The 18037-nt window shown below is 66.6% G+C and carries 8 protein-coding genes and 2 pseudogenes; 6 read left to right on the forward strand and 4 right to left on the reverse strand.

All coding sequences use genetic code 11. From position 1 onward, the window contains the following. Position 1: 1 nt before the first annotated feature. Positions 2-5203 carry a hypothetical protein gene (locus EGK76_RS00300; protein ID WP_123831096.1) on the reverse strand — a complete coding sequence of 1734 codons (5202 nt, stop codon included), beginning with the start codon at positions 5201-5203 and terminating at the stop codon, positions 2-4. A gap of 611 nt (positions 5204-5814) precedes the next feature. On the opposite strand from EGK76_RS00300, the gene EGK76_RS00305 reads away from it, so the two are divergent. The 4 genes and pseudogenes from EGK76_RS00305 to bfr all read left to right on the forward strand — a co-directional run bounded on the left by EGK76_RS00305 (position 5815) and on the right by bfr (position 11473). Further along, positions 5815-9642 (forward strand): FAD-dependent oxidoreductase, encoded by a 3828-nt coding sequence (locus tag EGK76_RS00305; RefSeq protein WP_123831097.1) that lies wholly within the window; start codon positions 5815-5817, stop codon positions 9640-9642. 360 nt (positions 9643-10002) lie between these two features. After that, positions 10003-10515, forward strand: a pseudogene (locus EGK76_RS00310) (RNA pyrophosphohydrolase); the annotation flags it as partial. A 166-nt stretch (positions 10516-10681) separates the two neighbouring features. Beyond that, complete coding sequence (locus EGK76_RS00315; protein ID WP_123831098.1) at positions 10682-10894, forward strand: (2Fe-2S)-binding protein; 213 nt, start codon at positions 10682-10684, stop codon at positions 10892-10894. A gap of 105 nt (positions 10895-10999) precedes the next feature. After that, positions 11000-11473, forward strand: a complete 474-nt coding sequence (gene bfr, locus EGK76_RS00320) for a bacterioferritin (RefSeq protein WP_123831099.1) — start codon at positions 11000-11002, stop codon at positions 11471-11473. A 24-nt stretch (positions 11474-11497) separates the two neighbouring features. On the opposite strand, the gene EGK76_RS00325 is transcribed toward bfr, so the two are convergent. From EGK76_RS00325 to EGK76_RS00335, 3 genes and pseudogenes are all read right to left on the reverse strand, one after another. Continuing rightward, a complete protein-coding gene (locus EGK76_RS00325; RefSeq protein ID WP_199730858.1) occupies positions 11498-13957 on the reverse strand; it encodes a hybrid sensor histidine kinase/response regulator in 2460 nt (819 codons plus the stop codon). 337 nt (positions 13958-14294) lie between these two features. Beyond that, positions 14295-16106, reverse strand: coding sequence for an EAL domain-containing response regulator (locus EGK76_RS00330; RefSeq protein WP_123831101.1), 1812 nt, complete (start codon positions 16104-16106; stop codon positions 14295-14297). Positions 16107-16228: 122 nt separating this feature from the next. Further along, positions 16229-16783: pseudogene (locus EGK76_RS00335) on the reverse strand (DUF4126 domain-containing protein); the annotation flags it as partial. Positions 16784-16884: 101 nt separating this feature from the next. On the opposite strand from EGK76_RS00335, the gene EGK76_RS00340 reads away from it, so the two are divergent. Beyond that, entirely contained in the window at positions 16885-17604 is a 720-nt protein-coding gene (locus EGK76_RS00340; RefSeq protein WP_233580114.1) for a type II secretion system protein M, read from the forward strand. Between the two features lie 32 nt (positions 17605-17636). Then, the gene (gene erpA / locus EGK76_RS00345; protein ID WP_096296405.1) at positions 17637-18011 is read left to right on the forward strand and encodes an iron-sulfur cluster insertion protein ErpA; all 375 of its coding nucleotides are present in this window, start codon (positions 17637-17639) and stop codon (positions 18009-18011) included. Positions 18012-18037 lie beyond the last annotated feature (26 nt).

The following is an 18037-nucleotide window of genomic DNA, read 5'->3' on the forward strand; positions in this document are numbered from 1 at the left end:
CTCAGTCGTCTGGGCGTTCGCTTGGCATCTGCATGTACAGCCACATGATGGCCATGGTCCATCGAAAAGCGGCGGCGTGGCTTTTGCGCCTGTTTCCGCGATCGTTGACGCATATCACCCTCCTCCCATCCCTCTCTTCGATCCTGAGAAGGAGCGGCATCTTCTTCAACACGTCGATCGCAGCGCTAAGCTCTTCGGGCGTGGCCAGGTCCATGAGCACGTCGGACCCATGGAGCCTCTGCAGATGGCCGTTCCGCACCCACACTTCGGCCAAGATGCACAGTGGCTGATCGGGCGGGGCATCCAACGCACCATTCAAAGCGCCAGTTCCCTCGAACTGCCGCGGAGGCCGCAGCACCGAGCGTGGATGCTTGAGACCCGGAGGACGCCAAGGAACCGATCCGCGCCGCACGGCCATTTCCGCTGCGAAGCGATCCAGAGCATCGGCCTGGATGTCGGAAAGACCCGAACATAGCATCGCCTCGGTTCGGTCCTCGTGCTTGTGCTTGGCTCGAGCGAAGCTGTCGATGTGCCGAGGCATGAGCTTCTGATGTCGACGCAGTGGTGGGGGTGGCGTCAGGCGCTCGCCGGGTGCGATGGCAGGTTGCACATCCATTCGATCAAGCACCACGGCGAGGCGATTCGGAGCATCCGCGCCCCCGCGGCGTAACCATGCGGAATCCAACGGGGCATCAGGCAGTCCTGTCACGCCTAGGATGGCCTTGCGGGCGGCAGCCCGACCCTGTCTGACGTGGTGGGACATGACGATCGCCGGATCACTGATGTAACTCGTAATCGGTACTGTGATGTGCGTGTGGCCCGAGCTGCGCAACGCTGCATAGGAATCGCGCGCCCGCGGCTGTGACTGCGAAGACGCGTGGCGGTGCCTGGCCATCACTCGATTCTTGCGGAGCCAGTAGGTTCGCGCCTTGGCTTCCCCGCTGGCCCACTTCAGGAGTTCATCGAACCGGCCCGTGAGGTAGCGGCGGTTGAATCGGCGATGGACCCCGGGCGCCGTGGCGAAGACCGGCGTTTTCCACCAGTGCGTGCCATCCAGCGACGACTTCTGGCGCTCGAGCCAGCCTCTGACCCATCCCCTGGAGGCCTCCCATTGGTGGCCTTGCAGCGGGACAAAACCGATCGATGCCTCGGACTTGGCTTCGCCGTAGCCGCCGGTGCGGTGGATATGAAGGAAATCCCGATCTATCCCGTACAAGTGGAGATCGCCGAGCGTGAGGCCGTGCGCCGAAGATGGTCGAACCCCACTAGCCTCCAGGATAAGGAACAGCAATACCCGCAGCTCCGCTAATCGGATGGCTTCAGGCGCGGCATGTGGACGCGTTTGTTCCCTTTTCAGGTCTTCCTGCAAAGTGCTTAGGACGAGCCGGATTTCGTTGCCTGTCAGCAGCCCCGGGTCGACGAAGTCCGGGCGCGGACCAGCAAACGCAGAGAGCTCGGCAAAACTCACCTCGGACACCTGGTGCGCGTCTGACAGATATCGATGGAACAGCGCGAGAGCGTCGAGCGCTTGTGCGCGCGCAGTGGACGGCTTCGACTCCAGAACTGCTAGATAGAATTCGCGCATCTGCTCGGCGTCCGATAACAGCAGAGAGCGCGCGCCCAGGACCTTGAGCAGGCCACCGCCGAATCGGGTCACCTCGCGGTGCAGCGTTCGGTGTGCTAGCTCCCTCTTGTGTTGACCACCGTAGCGGAGCCTGTGCCGCACGAACCCTGTCACGAGACCAACGTTGGTCGTCGCACCGAACTCGTCTATCAGGCGGCTGAGTTCGGTATCCAGCCGCCCTCGCCAGCCGTGTCTGGAGTCCTTGTGTCCAATCGCCGTAACCCCTTCGGGATTGAGGGCGGTAGTGAGTAGTCCGTAGCCTTTCGCAGTGGCTTGGCCAGGATGTTTGGTAAGCGTCTCGTCCACGGTCCGCGCGAACGTCTCGAGGTCCTCTCCGGCAGCCGGCCGGTCTTCGGCCTTTCGCGTTCGCACCGGCCACTCATCGTCTCGGGCAAGGCACCTGTCCACGGAAGTGGCAGTCAGCCTGGCTTGCCCGAGTGTGACCAGCCGCTCCTGCCCAGAAAGCTCGAGGCGGCCTGCGGTCCGAAAGATGTTCACCAGCAGCCTGAGCGTCTCGCCCGCACTTTCAGACGGCAGATCGAACGGCACTCCGAGCTTCGAGGCGACCCAATCGCTGACCTGCTGGTCTGTCGGTGGACGCGCCGTGGCGAATGCTGCGCCACATCGGGCGAGAGCAAGCGCCGGCAGGCCCGCGAACACCATGGCCACTGCCTTGCGATCGATCGATGCCGGGACGCGGAAGACATCACCCGGTGTGCCGTTACGCTTCCCCTTGGACGCACTGCCAAGGGCTGCGCGCGCCGATTCAAGGTCCCGGTACGGCGAGTACATCAGCACCAGCAGAAGCGCAACTACACCTTGCTTACGCCTTCCACCGGGCTCTTGGCCGAGCTTCGCCCGTTCCAGCAGACATCCTCGCAGGGCATGGGCCTGCCGCACTGCCAATCCCAAATCCGGGAGAAAGGGCGACAGTTCGGCAGTCGCGCTCAGGCGCGGTCGACTGGGAAGGGGGCCTAGCACGATCCGTTCGCGACGCGCTTTCCAGATCAGGCGGTGAAGCACAATCCGGGCCGCGACAGCCTCAACGGCATCGGCCGGATTCTCATCCGCCATCCGCACGCGGTCGCAGAGGAGTGCGTGGTGATCCGCCGTCACTTCAACGGGTTCGTTACCGGAACGCCCCGGTCCACGCACAAGGCGGCGGTTCTCCTCATCCAGGCGCAAATTGGGCAGGAACTCCATGACGGCACTTGCGAGCCGAGGGAGCACCGCCTTCTCGGCCTCTCTACCGCGCACCCTAAGCTCTTCCCTCAGTCGCCTCACGTTGAGCTGGTGCGAAGCTTCATGCTTGCGAACAGCCTCACTCCAGTCTTTCAGGGCCCGCCAGGGAACACCGTCCCAGCGCCAAGGTGACGTGCGTTGCGAGGATGGATACCAGCCGTCGCCCACCAGGAATGCGTCCAGAACTGGGCCCAGACGTGCGCCTATATCGGTAGCGGCCAGTGGCGAGAGATCGGCCAGAGCATGCGCCGGCGAGATGGCCCAGCCGAGTTGCGCGTGGCGAAGTTCGGGATCAACCCTGTGCGCCTGCAAGTACTGGTTGATGCGATGGCGGTAGTGGTTCGGGGTGGCCTGCAGGTCCGGCGGCATGGTGGCGCGCAAGGTCGCTGCGCTCATGTTCCCCATCGCGCCATCCGAGTCCGGCGCAGTGAACAGAGGCGCTTCGCTTCGCAGGATCTCCGCAGCCAGCTTTCCTGCTGGAACCGTATCGTTTTTTGCGAATTCGACCAGTTTGTCAAGGAAGTGGCGGAGATCCGTGAGCCAACGCCGCCCCGTCGCTGCCACACGAGTAGCCCGTAGCGCGTCAGCCTGCTTGTCACGCAGGACGACAAGGCCGTACTCGGGCACGACCTGATCGAGTGTGATGCGGCCGATTTCATCTGTGGGCCGGTGGCCGGTGACTGCGCATAGGGCCGCGGCCAAACGGTCCCGATGGGCCGCCCACTCGGCAATTTCATCCGTTGCCTTTCTATAGACTACGGATCGCATGCGGTCACGCAACAGGGATGGCCAAAGGCGCGCGCCCTGGTCGGCAAGGACCAGTCGTGATCCGATGAAGCCCCCCGTGGACGACGAAGCCTGAGCTGCATCACCAAACCAGTCCTGGTGGACACGGGCAACGAAGTCACCGATCTCGCTGGCCGGTATCGCCGAGTAGTACGCGGGTGCCACCGAGAGCGAGAAGGTGTCCCCGAGCACCAACTGCGCGATCTCAGGGCCGAAATTCTGCGACAGTTCCGCCGCCATGGCGATGCGCAGTCGCCCGGCGCCGAGCTGTAAGCCGGGTTTCAACTCTGCGACCACGCTGCTGAGCAAATAAGGAGAGGCCAGTGAGGCTGCTCGCTGCAGGAGCACGGGTGCCCCGCTTTCACGTGCCGTCAGCGGTGACAAGTCTTGAAGCGCACGGTAAAGCGACGAAGGTATCGGCCAGACGAGCTGATCCGTCGTCGCTTCGAGCCAGACTTCCAATGCTTGCCCGGGTACGACGGCATTGGGTGGCCGCCGGACTGTCCGGTACAGCCGGGGGTGCTCCGGATCGAGCGCAAGGTGATAAGGACCTTTGCTCTGATGTCCCCAAACGATGCCAGCAAGATCGATCTCTCTCGATGCTGTCGCGATGGCGAGAGCCAATGCCAAGAAACGCTCTCGGAGCCCATCATCAGGGCCGTGTGTGGACCGACCTCTCTGGACCGATGCTCGAGCCAGTTCGCCAATTACCTCCGCGGGAACCAGGAGGTCGGAAGGGATATGTAGGTTTCCTTGGCTCTGCCGGACGAGGGCTGCTGCTTTGGCTCGCCGGAGTAGCGTCCGAGGGGTCAAGCCGAACTCGTCGGAGCCAGCTTCCTCGATGAGGATGTTCGGAACGTCGGTGGCATCGTCAGGGTCTACAGCTTCGCCGCCAAAAGGGATAACCGGCGAGTCGACATCAGGGACCAACATGGTCGGCTGCAATGCCCGCCGCAGCCGCCTTGGATCCGCCAACGTCCAGCGGATCAGCGTGTCCCTGAGCCAAGATTTCCACAGTGCTTCGAAGCTCGGATGCAGTGTGGTTCCGGTGTTCACGTGCACTTCGACAATCCGAACCATCTCGGGAATCGAGTGGACCTCTGCAAGGATCACCTTCAAGGAACCCTGATCTTCGCTCAGAGCGCCGCGGATCATGCTACCGAGGCTTCCCAAACGGCTGGGCTTTACCGCTGCCTCGATGGCCGCGGCAACGAGCACGGCGGTCAACAGGGCCAAACCCCGCCCCGCGGACGTGCCTGCCGCCCCCAACGCAATCAGGGTCGCGGCGACCGGCTGGCCCTTGTGACTCCCCTCTGGCAGCTTGATGTCGGGGAGCTGGCGGCCCCCGGCCCCTCGGAAACTCCATGCTTCCAGCTCACCCGCATGCCGTAGCCCGAACGCCGACAGTGACCAGAGAACTGCGTGATCCTGATCGGAGCAGCGTTCGAGCAAGTTGAGCAGAACTCGGGCCAGGTTCGGCTCCCACGAAGGGAGAACCTGGTGTCTGTCCAAGACAAAGAGTGGGTGGTTAGCCCCTGCGGCGACATCCATTGCCGCTAGCCTAGTGCTAGGGTCATACCTCGCACAAGCGTAGTGACAGTCATCTAACGTCGTTAATGCACCCTGTTCGCCTAAGTGGCCGAAATCGCGATGATCTGCGTGCGAGAGCCGTTAGATCGTTGCAGTGAGAAAGACGACTTGCGGATCAACTGCTTACAGCTGTGTTCGGGTTCCAGCCGAGTGTTCAGTACATAGCTCTGGTGCAACTTAAAGTTCAACGACGTAGTTCATCGTCCTCGCTCTCATAATGGGTCGGTGGTTCGAGTCCACCCATAGCCACCATCATCGGGCGTCACCAGAAAACCCGCCGTTAGGCGGGTTTTTCGCGTTCTGGCCGCCGTTTTTCCGGAGAACCTCCCCCTGATGGCGATGCCGCGTTGCGGCTCGCGCGGTCAGCATTCCGGCGCCAAAATTCACGGCGGCCTGTCGAATCCCGGCGCAACGTCGCCTTGTCGGATCCCCATCGCGCTCCCGTGCGAGCGATCCGCACGGCGACGCCTTCGGCGTCCGAGGAGCCCTGCCATCAGTATCGACGTGCCCGGCGTGCGTGGTGTTCCGACCGATGGTGAGCGGCCGCTGCCCGCCGGCTCGCGGGGCCGCGGATGAGGCCGCCGTCGCCGTTCGCGGGGTTCTGGCAGGCGGGGTTCGAAGGTGCGGACCACATCAATGGCAGCGCGCAGGTGCTGTGCCTGAACTCGTCCACCGGCCACCTGGCCGATGCGGGTGGCGATTACCGGCGGATGGCCCGGCTCGGTCTGTACACCGCGCGCGAGAGTGCCGGGTGGCGATCGATCGAGCGGGCGGGCTGCGGCCGTTACGATTTCAGCCACGTCGGCATGCGCGCCCGAGCGGCGCGGGCGCACGGCGTGCAGCTGCTGTGGAGTTTCTTCCACTACGGAATGCCCGAAGGACTGGACATCTTTTCGCCGGCATTCGTGCCGCGCTTCGCCGATTACGCGCATGCGCTTGCGGCCTATCTCGCGCCGTTCCATGACGACGGTCTTGCTCCTGTCTACACCCCCATCAACGAGATCTCGTTCCTGTGCTGGGCGGTCTGCGAGACCGGTCTGATGTATCCCCACATCGGCGATCGTGCGCACGACGGGTATCCGCTGAAGATGCAGCTCGCGCGCGCGGCAATTGCCGCGGTGGATGCGATCCATGCCGCGGATCCGCGTGCGCGCATCCTGTCGGTGGACCCGCTGATCCATGTGATCGCCGAAACCCCGGAAGAGGGCGAGCGCGCTGTGTGCGAAATCCAGTACCAGTTCCAGGCCTGGGACATGCTCGCCGGTCGGCTCGAGCCGCAGCTCGGGGGGTCGATACGGCATCTCGATCTCGTCGGCGTCAACTACTACCCCTACAACCAGTGGAGTGTGGGCACCCGCCGCTCGCTTGAATGGCCACACGATCCCGGGCGCCGACGGCTGTCGGCGCTGCTCGCGGACGTGCATGCGCGGTACGGCAGGCCGCTCGCGATCAGCGAGACCAGCCACACCGATGAGCGCCGCGGGCCATGGCTGCTCGATGTGTGCGCCGAGGTCGAAGTCGCGCGCGCGCAAGGCGTGCCGGTCGAGGGGGTGTGCCTGTATCCCGCGCTGGACCGGCCCGACTGGGAACGTCCGGACCACTGGCATCGCAGCGGCTTGTGGCACGTGTGCCCCGAGAGCCTGCGACGACGCCTCGATCCCGATTACGCGCAGGCGCTCGCGCTTGCACAGCACCACAGGCGATGTGCGGATCGGCCGCCATCCCCAGCCACCCGGAGCCCCATGAAGACCTTGATCGTTTTCTCGCACTTGCGCTGGGGATTCGTTTACCAGCGTCCGCAGCATCTGCTGAGCCGTGTCGCCGCGCAGTGGGACATCCTCTTCATCGAGGAGCCCGTGCACGGCGCGCCATCGCTGGAGGTGTCCACGCCCGCGCCTGGGGTCACGGTACTGCAACCCCGCACGTTGGCCGAAGGCCATGGATTCGTCGATACGCAGTTCGAACCCATTGCCGCGCTGCTGCACGAGTACCTTGCCGAACATCGCATCGAGCACTATGGCGTGTGGCTGTACACGCCGATGGCGCTGCCCCTGCTTGGTGGTCTGACGCCCGAGGTGATCGTCTACGACTGCATGGATCAGCTCAGCGCGTTCCTGGGTGCGCCGCCGCAGCTGCTCCGCCGCGAAAGCACGCTGCTCGATATCGCCAGCGTGGTCTTCACCGGCGGACCGTCGCTCTACGATGCCAAGCGAACGGCCAGCGCCAATGTGCATTCACTGCCGAGCAGTGTCGACGCCGCGCATTTCGCGCCGCGCGAGGAAGGGCACGTGGCGAGCCATCTCTTCTCCGGCATCGCGCGTCCACGCCTCGGTTATTACGGCGTGGTGGACGAGCGCCTCGACCTCGACCTGCTCGCGCGCATCGCCGATGCGGACCCGGCGTGGCAGGTCTGCATCGTCGGTCCTGTGGTGAAGATCGATCCGGCAATGCTGCCGCGGCGCGCCAACCTGCATTACCTGCCGCAACAGGCTTACGACGACCTGCCGGATGTGCTTGCCGCCTGGGATGTCTGCCTGATGCCGTTCGCGCTGAACGCCTCCACGGAATTCATCAGCCCGACCAAGACGCTCGAATACATGGCGGCCGGCAAGCCGGTGGTCAGTACCGCGATCGCCGACGTGCGCCGTCTCTATGCGGCGGGGGTGGCCATCGCCGCAGACCCGGACGCCTTCATCTCTGCGTGCCGCGAGGCGCTCGCCGAAGGCCAGGCGCAACGCGCGGGCCGTCTCGCCGGGCAGCAGCAGCTGGTGCAACAGACTTCGTGGGATCGCGCGGCCGAGGTGGTCGTACAGGAGATCAGCCGCGTCCACGGCGGATTGCGGCCGAAGGTGCAGGAATATCTGGACGGGCGCCGGGTGGTGACCCTCCCCAAGCAGGAGGCGACGGTCGGCCGTGTGGCACGCGAGGCGCCCGTGGAGTGCCTGATCATCGGCGCCGGACCGACCGGACTGTCGGCGGCCCTGCACTACGGCAAGGGCAGCGTGCTGGTCGAAGCCAACGACTCGGTCGGCGGCTGGTGCCGGTCGATCGACGACCAGGGCTTCGTGTTCGACTACGCCGGCCACATCATGTTCTCCAAGGACCCCGATGTGCTTGCGCTTTACGAGCGGCTCCTCGGCGACAACCTGCACTGGCAGGATCGCGAGGCCTGGGTCTACAGCAAGGGCGTGCACACGCGTTACCCCTTCCAGGGCGCGCTGTACGGCCTGCCGACCGACGTGCTCAAGGAGTGCATCATCGGTGCGATCGAGGCCCGCTTCGGTCCGCTCGATGGCGACGGCACCCCTGCCGCGTCGCGTGACGCGGTGGGCGCGCTGCCGAGAGACTGCTGCGGCGACGGCACGGTGCCCGAACCGGCCGATGGCGACGTCAAGGACCACGCCACCGGCGACGTCCGCACGCTCGCGACCAGGCGCGCGCCGCGCAACTTCCACGAGTTCATCCATGAAGTCTGGGGCGCCGGCGTGGCCAGGCACTTTGCGGTGCCCTACAACCTCAAGCTGTGGACCGTCCCACTGCAGGACATGGAAACCTCGTGGCTCGGCGGACGCGTACCCATGCCCGACCTGGATGAGATGATCGACGGCGCGCTGCGTCCGGTCTCCAAGCCGGTGGGCCCCAACGCGCGATTCGGCTATCCCAGGACGGGCGGCTTCCAGGCGCTGATGGACGGGTTCCTGCCGCATCTGGAAGGCGAACTCGTGCTGTCCACCCGCCTGACCGCGCTGCATCCCGAGCGACGTGTCGCAGTGTTCTCCGACGGACGTCAGCGCAGCTATGCGTCGCTTGTCAGCACGCTGCCGTTGCCGGAACTGATCCGCATCATCGGCGACGAAGCGCCGGCCGCCGTACGCGAGGCCGCGGCGGCGCTGCGGCATGTATCCGTGCGCTGCGTGAACCTTGGCATCGGTCGGGAGGACATCACGGACAAACACTGGATCTACTATCCGGAAGACACGGTATTCCACCGCATCTTCGTGCAAGGCAATGCGAGCCCGGGCAACAATCCGCCGGGCGGCTTCGGGCTGACCTGCGAGATCACCTACTCTCCGACCAAGCCGCTGCCCTGCGACGACCAGGGACTCATCGACCGCTGCATCGCCGAGTGCATCCAGGTGGGCATGCTGCGCGAGGATGACCGGGTGCTGACCGCGAACGTCGTCGACATGCCCTATGCCTACGTGATCTACGACCACGCCCGCGCCGCGAACGTCGCGCTCATCCGCGAATGGCTGGCAGCCCGCGACATCGTGCTGGCCGGTCGCTACAGCGAATGGGAGTACTACAACTCCGATCACGCCTTCCTCGCCGGCAAGCGCGCTGCAGAGGCGCTGCGCCGGGACAATGTCGCGGCGGTCACGGCGAGGAGCGATGGTTGAGCATCAGGCCCGATGCGATGGCGCCCGGGCCTTCTGTGCGCGCGCCTGTGCCGATCCGGGAGAAGACCGGGGGCGGTGGTCGATCGTCTGCGGCTGCCCGTCGCGGGTGCTTAGTCCAGGCGTGCGAAGCGAGGCAGGCGACATGGATTCAACAGGTTGGATAGCCGCAGTCGGCTCCGATAGCGGCTACTGCAGCGCGTCCGAACGCACGTTCGCCTGCGCGGATACCGGCCTGAGGCGCGCTGGACGCCTGAACACGATCGACGCCGGCAATGCGTTCAGCATGCGCTTGTCGCTTTGCCAGCGCCGTGGCAGAGTCGAAGCCAGTGACGCAAGTCAATCGCATTAGGAGTCCGCATCGTGATCGATCCGGACGGGTTCAGGCCCAATGTCGGCATCGTGCTGATGCGCCCGGATGGGCGCGTCTTCTGGGCGCGCCGCGTCAGGCGTGACGGGTGGCAGTTCCCGCAGGGCGGGATGAACACCGACGAGACGCCGCTCGAGGCGATGTATCGCGAGCTGCGCGAGGAGACCGGGCTGCTCCCCGAACATGTCGCTGTCCTCGGTGCGACGCCGGGCTGGCTGCGCTATCGGCTCCCGCAACGGGCGATCCGCCGCAATGACCGCATCGTCTGCGTGGGCCAGAAACAGGTCTGGTTCCTGCTGCAATTCGTCGCCGACGAAGCGCACCTGCGACTCGACCTGACCGACAAGCCCGAGTTCGATCATTGGCGATGGGTCGACTTCTGGTATCCGCTGGAGCATGTGGTCGTGTTCAAGCGCGGTGTCTATGTCAGTGCGTTGAGCCATCTGGCCAAGTACGCCCGCCAGGTTGCCGGCGCGCAGGCGATTCCCCAGGCCGTTCTCGAAGCGCGCTCGCGCAGCCGGCGTCCGCAACGACGACAGGCGCGCCGTGTTCAGGAGGCGGCCCGCGGCCGTGACGATGGCGGCGGCAGCTCGGCCTGAACTGTTCTCATTTGACAATGATTCTTGTTTGTGGCGGAATGGGCGCTCTAGAGTCTCGTCCAGGAACCCAGCCTTGTACGTGTGCATCTGTAACGGCGTCACCGATACCCAGATCCGCCAGGCGGCCGCGAACGGTTGCCGCGAGGTTTCGGAACTGACCATGCGCACCGGCTGTGGTGCGACCTGTGGGAGCTGCCTCGACATGGCGGCGGGCCTCCTCGACGACTGCCACGCGGCGCAACGCGCGCCGATGATCGATCTGCCGTTGATCGCTTCGGCGGCCTGAACCCGCGCCCGCTCCGGCGGCCAACAATGCGCACGATTCGCGTTCCGTCATGACCGGCGGACGACGTTTAGAGTGTCCGCATTCCACTGGTCCAGGAGTCTCCCGATGAAGGGCGACGCGCAGGTCATCCGCTTTCTCAATCAGGCGCTCTACAACGAGCTGACCGCGATCAACCAGTACTTCCTGCATGCCAAGATGCTGAAGAACTGGGGGCTCGAGGCGCTCGGAAAGCGTGCCTACAAGGCCTCGATCGACGAGATGAAGCACGCCGACGCATTGTCGGAGCGCATCCTGTTCCTCGAGGGTCTGCCCAACTTCCAGGCGCTGGGCAAGCTGCGTATCGGCGAGTCACCGGTGGAATCGCTGGAATGCGATCTCGCGCTGGAAATGGACGGCCTGCCGGCGCTGCGCGACGGCATCGCGCATTGCGAGGCGGTCGGTGATTTCGTCAGCCGCGAGCTGCTGGTCGATATCCTCCAGTCCGAGGAAGAGCACGTCGACTGGCTGGAAACGCAGCTCGATCTGGTGACGCGCCTCGGCGTCGAGAACTACCTGCAGAGCCAGCTCGAAGACGACTGATCGCGGCCAGCCGCTGGCAGCAGCTCAGACGGGATTCGAGACGCGGCCTTCGCGCAGCATGCGCCGCGCCCGCGCGAATTCGTTCGATACCAGCGCGACTGCCACAGCGGGGCGCTCGAGCTGGTGTTCGCGCGCACCCGCCTCGATCCGGCGCGCCGCTGCCGACAGCGACATCGCGCCAAGGTTGGCGCTCGATGACTTGAGCGCATGCGCCGCTTCGCGCAGTGCGTGGTAATCGGGGCCGTCCACCGCGTTCTCGAGTGCGGCAAGCAGCCGCGGCGTGTCGTCGATGAACAGATCGATCAGACGGTCGACTTCCTCGCCCAGCACGCTGCGCAGATCGTCGAGGACTTCATGGTCGATGACCGGCGGCAGCGGCGCGCGCGGTGCCGGCGGCGGGACGGCAGATGGTGGAGGCAGAGCCAGTGGCACGTCCGCGGTGGTGGCGGCCGGCGCGGCGGGTTCGGCCGCCTGCAAAGAATCGGGCATACGTGTGTCGTCGGGTTCAACCTGCGCCATCAGAGCCGGCGGCGGTGCGGTCTCGACCGGCGCCGGCGACGCCTCGGGATCCCACCAGCGGTGGATGCAGCGTTCGAGCTCGTTGCGCGTGACGGGCTTTGCGAGATAGTCGTCCATGCCCGCATCGAGGCACTTCTGCCGATCGCCAGCCATGGCGTTCGCGGTCATCGCGATGATCGGCAGGCGCCTTGCGACGCGCCCGGCTGCCTCGTGTTCGCGCCAGCGGCGGGTCGCGGTGTAGCCGTCCATCACCGGCATCTGGCAGTCCATCAGCACGATGTCATAGCGCGACGCGGTGAGCCGCAGCAGTGCGGCTTCGCCATTGCTGGCCGTGTCGCAGGTGATGCCGAGCACCGACAGCAGGCGCTGGCCGACCATCAGATTGACCGGGTTGTCCTCGACCAGCAGCACCCGCGGCTTGCGCGTTGTGGCGTCGCGCGGGCTTTCGGTCGAAGCGAGATCCCGTGGGCGGGATGAGTCGGCCGGGACACCTGGCCTCGTTGACTGCGATTCCGGCGAGGCTGCAGGCATGGCTGTCGCGTCCCGGTCGGGCGGGCGGCCGTCGGACGCGCCTGCCGCGGCCGGGTCCAGGACGTCCATCGGCGCCGCCTGCGACAGGCCATCGGCGCCGAGCACGGCCTCGCGCAGGTCCGCATCGGGCGACTGGCGGCTCAGCAGTGTCGCCTCCCCACGCAGTTCGTCCGGCACCGGGTCGTCGCCGTAGAGGCAGACCAGGCGCAGCCCGTCGAACGCCTCCTGCCGCGTGACGTTGCGGTACAGCGCCACCGCGGTATTGCGCATGCCGGCCAGGTCGGCGAGCACGACCGAGTACGCCCATGGCGCGCCCTGGCTGGCGGCCGTGCGCAGACGGTCCAGGGCCTCCTGGGTGGTCTCCACCGAACTCACGCGCAGTCCCCAGTTGGGCAGCAGCATGCTCAGCCGCAAGCGCAGGCGCGGATCCGCGCTGAGCAGCAGCACCCGTCCGTCGCGCGGCGTGGTGTCCTCGGCTGGCATGTCTCCCTGCGCCTTGAGCAGGGGGATCTCGAACCAGAAGGTGGAGCCGGCCCCGGGCTCGGAATCGACGCCGATGCGCCCGCCCATGAGATCGACGATGCGGCGCGAGATCGCGAGCCCCAGGCCGGTGCCGCCGTAGAGGCGCGTCGTCGATGCGTCCGCCTGGCTGAACGCCTGGAAGAGCCGGCTGCGGCCTTCCGGGCTGATACCGATGCCGGTGTCGCGGACTTCGAAACGCAACTGGTGCTGGGCGACGGTTTCGCCGATGCGGCGCACGCTCACCGCCACGCTGCCGCGATCGGTGAACTTGACTGCATTGCTGATCAGGTTGCCCAGCACCTGCCGCAGGCGCACCGGATCGCCGCGCACCGGCAGCCGCACGCCTGCCTCGATCTGCAGGCCCAGGCGCAGGCCCTTGGTCTGGGCGGCGCGTTCCATGACCTGGATGACGCCATCCATCAGCTCGCGCAGGTTGAACCCGGTGACTTCCAGGTCGAGCTTCTCGGATTCGAGCTTGGAGTAGTCGAGGATGTCGTCGACGATGCGCTGCATCTGCTGCGAGGACAGGTAGGCGGTGCGCACCAGTTCGGCATGGTCGGGCGCCAGTTGCGCATGCATCAGCAGGTCGAGCATCGGGGTGATGCCGTTGAGCGGCGTGCGGATCTCGTGGCTCATCGTGGCCAGGAACTCGCCCTTGGCCATGACCGCCGATTCGGCCGCATTCTTGGCGCGGCGCAGCTCCTGCTCCAGCGTGGTGCGTTCTTCCAGTTGGCGCTGCAGTTCGCCCAGCGCGAGTTCGTCCTGGCGCAGCCGCTCGTCGGCCGCTTCGAGCTCGCTCACGCTGTGGTGCATCTGTATCGCGACCACGCTCGACGCGGCGACCGCGACCAGCGCCAGGACCAGGGCGAGCAGTTGCCAGGGGCCGGGCACCGGGATCGCGGCAAGCATCATCGTCAGCGCCGCGCCGCCGGCGGCCCCGAGTGCAAGCCAGCGCAACATCAGCGCGGGATGTCGACGGCGGCCGATCATCGAGGTCTGCCCAAGCCGAGGCCGCGGACGGCCGCCCGGCGGGCGCGGGCGGTGAGCAAGAGCACTGGCATATGCGGCGGAACCTCCCGGAGCAAGGCGGCAGAGCGGGTCCGGAGGCCCGGCCACGCCGTATCCATTCCGCTGGCCACCGTGCCACGCGAACCGGCCAAGTCCGACGGACGCGCCGGCGCTGCGTCATCCAGTGCCGGCCGGCGCCTGTCGGAGTGGCACGGGGCATGCGTCATGCGCGTCGCCAGGCCTAGAGCACGGAATGATGGAAGTCGAAGTCGAGCACGTTTGCGACGCGCTGGACCAGATTGCCCTGGATGAAATCGATGCCGCTCATCCAGAGCGTCGCGGCGGCCTGCGGGTCTTCGACCTGCTGGCCGATCACCTGCAACCCCAGCCGATGCGCGCGCTCCACGGCGCCGCGCATTTCGTCGCGTACGCGCGGCTCGTCGAGCTGGCGCGAATAGCGCGCGGCCAGACGGACGAAGCCGAGCGGCAGCTGGGCGAGCAGGGCGTCGGCTTCCTCGCTCGCGCTGTACTGGCCCAGGCACAACTGGACGCCGGCCGGCACCATGCGCGCGCACAGCTCCTGCAGCGACAGCGCATGGATCAGCGCATCGTCCTGGCGCACGTCGATGACCAGCGACGTGCCCGCGATACCGGCCGCCTCGAGCTGCTGGAGAAGCCAGTCGGCATAGCTCGTCTCGATCAGGCTGCGCGAGGATTGCGAGACGAACAGGCGCATCGAGTTGCCGGTCCGGCGGTGTTCGAGCAGCGTGGCGATCGCGAGCTCGACCACCCGGCGATCGATGTCGAGCAGCAGCCCGGCCATTTCGGCCGCGGGCAGCACGCGCGCGGCCATGTGCAGCTCGCCATCGCGTCCGCGCAAGCGCAGCAACGTCTGGTACTGGGCTTCGTCACCGCCGGCGACGGCGACGATCGGCTGGAACGCGAGTTCGATGCGCTGTTGGGCCAACGCGTCACGCAGGTCGTCGACGAGGCCACCGGCCGCTTCGCTCGCCGGTACGCTGGGCAGCGGAATGTGCACCGACATGCCAAGCGGCGTGCCGCGGGATTCACGCAAGGCCTGCTCCGCCGCGGCCAGTGCCGTGCCGGGATCGTCGTAGCCGTGCGCGAGATCCGCATACCCGACCAGCGCACGCAGACGGATGGTCTGACCGGCCAGCGGGAAGGGATGGCTGCCGATGCCGTCGCGCAGGCTGCGCGCCCAGGCATCGAGACCGGTCCGTGGGACCTCGGGTGCGAGCACCAGGAAGGTGTTGTCGTTGAGACGGGTGGCGGCGGCATCGCCGACCAGGCTGCGCAGGTGTCGCCCGGCATCGGCGAGGATGGTCTCGAGGCCTGCATAGCCGTAGCGGTCGCGCAGCGCGGTGATGCCTTCGATCTCGACGAAACCCAGCGCGCCGCGTGGCGCTGCCGGAATCGTTTCGGCGAGCTGCTGCAGCAGCTGCAGGCGGCTGTTGAGGCCGGTCAGCGGATTGCGGCCGGGGTCGGGCATCCGCTGGAGGGCGCGGGCACGCCGGATCCGGTTCTGCACCGTCGCGATCAGGTGGCGTGGGCGCACCGGCTTGGTCAGGAAATCGTCGGCGCCGAGCTCGAGCATCTCGAACTGGCGCTCGGGATCGTCGTCACCGGTCAGGAACACCACCGGGATATGCGAGAACGCAGGTTGCTGTCGCAGCAGCCCCGTCAGTTCCGAGCCATCCATGCCGGGCATGTGCAGGTCCATCAGCACGACATCGGGCTGGAACTCGCCGAGCGCCGTCATGAACTCGTTCGCCACCGACACCACGCGCGCCTGCATTCCCGCGCCATTGAGCACGCTTTCGGCGAACAGCGCCTGGCTGGGGTCGTCCTCGACGATCAGCACCCGATGCGGGGTTTCGGTGGCATCGCCCTTGATCGACGCGGTCGTCGACGCGGCGGCTGCATGCTCGGCCGGATCGGCGGGCAGCGTGGGCTGTCCGGCGTCGGCGGCCCAGCGCCGCCAATAAGCGACGGGCGGATATTCGGCGCGGTGTTTGCTGTCGGCATCGGACATAGGTGCGGCACTGTGACGCGATGAGGGGGATCGGGCAACTTTACCCGGCCTTACCTGCGCAGGCGTGCACAACGGGATGCTCGGCGCCGCGCGATTCAATCGCGCAGCCGGCCCGGCGATCGACGCGCAAGGCGCCGCCACAGCCACCACATCGCGAATGCCGCGGGAATCGCGGCCGCCGCGACCAGCGCCAACGCCAGCCATGGATATACGAAGGCAAGCGACAATGCGCCCACCGTCATTACGTCCTCGGCGCTCGACGCGACGACATTGCTGACCGGCTCCGGCGAGGCGTTGAGCAGCAGGCGGCTGCCGGCCTTGAGCGCATGACTGGTGAGCGCCACACCGGCGCCGGTGGCGAGCATGCCGGCGCCGAGGTCGCCATCGGGCGACAGCGTGGCCGCGGCAAGGAAGGCGCCCGCCGGGACCCGGGCCAGCGTCTGCAGCAGGTCCCAGCCCGAGTCGACTCCCGGGATCTTGTCGGCGAAGAACTCCACCACGGCGAGCGCGCCGGACACGCCGAGTACCCATGGCGAAGACGCCGCTTCCAGCGCAGGCGGAAGGTCCAGCCAGCCCAGCGCGCCTGCCAGACCGACGCCGAATACGGTCAGGTACACGCGGATGCCGGCCAGCCAGGCGAGCAGCACGCCGACCGCGAACAGATGGGCTTCGGACATCGCGGACGCTCCGGGCGAACGACAACGGGTGCACAACGTCGGGGAGTATAGGGAGCGGCTTGCTTGACGCGGCGCGAGGGCACTGGCTATACCGTGTCGCGATGACTGACGTTCCGCCCAACACCCGGCCGCTGCTGGTCACGTCCCGTGCGCGCCGGATGCGCCTCGCCATCGTCGCCGCGATCGTCTTCGGATTGGCCCTGCTGTTCGGCCTGTGGGGCGTCTGGCAGGTGTTGGCGCCAGGCGTAGACAATCCGCAGCGACAGCTGGCGAGCCAACAGGAAGAGTTGGAGGCTTTGCGTCAGCAGGTCTCCACGCTCACGCGCTCGGACCAGATCAGCCGCGACGCGAATCGTGAGCTGCAGGGCACGCTGGCCGAGCGGGACGAGGAGATCGCGGCCCTGCGCGCCGACGTCGCGTTCTACGAGCGTTTCGTCGGTGGAACCGCGCAGCGGCGTGGCCTGACCGTCCACGAGCTGCGCATGCAGCCGCGCACCGACCAGGGCTGGCATTACACCGCGACGCTGACCCAGAGCCTCAACCGCGACGCCGCCAGCGTCGGCACGATGCGTCTGGCCATCGAAGGCACGCGCGCCGGCCGGCTGGAGACCCTGGAGTGGGACGACCTGCGCCAGCGCAATGCGGCCGCCGGACAGCCGTACTCGTTCAAGTATTTCCAGCAGGTCGAGGGCGATGTGGTCTTGCCGGCCGGGTTCCAGCCCTTGCGCGTGACGGTGCGGCTCTCGCCCGAACGCGGCAGCGAAGTGGACCGTTCGTTCAGCTGGGCCGATGTGACGCCGCGTTCCGCCCCCGGCGCTTGAAGGCAGCGGGGCGGGGCCCCATCCTGTGCGCCATGAACGAGTTGCTCACCATCGAAAGCCCCGGGTACCAGTCGCTGGAGCGGCCTCTGGATTTCACGCCGGCGGCCGCAGCCAAGGTGCGCGAACTGATCGAGGGCGAAGGCAATCCCGCGCTCAATCTGCGGGTCTATATCCAGGGCGGCGGTTGCTCGGGGTTCCAGTACGGCTTCGAGTTCGACGAGCAGCGCAGCGAGGATGACCTGGCGGTGGTCACCGATGACGTGACCCTGGTCGTCGATCCGCTGAGCCTGCAGTACCTGATGGGCGCGTCGGTCGACTACGTCGAGAGCCTGCACGGCGCGCAGTTCACGATCCGCAATCCCAACGCCAAGTCCACCTGCGGCTGCGGCAGCAGCTTCACCGTCTAGCAGGCATCGACCTCGACACGACGCCA

The sequence above is a fragment of the Luteimonas sp. 100069 genome (assembly GCF_003813845.1).
Taxonomy (GTDB): Bacteria; Pseudomonadota; Gammaproteobacteria; order Xanthomonadales; family Xanthomonadaceae; genus Luteimonas; species Luteimonas chenhongjianii.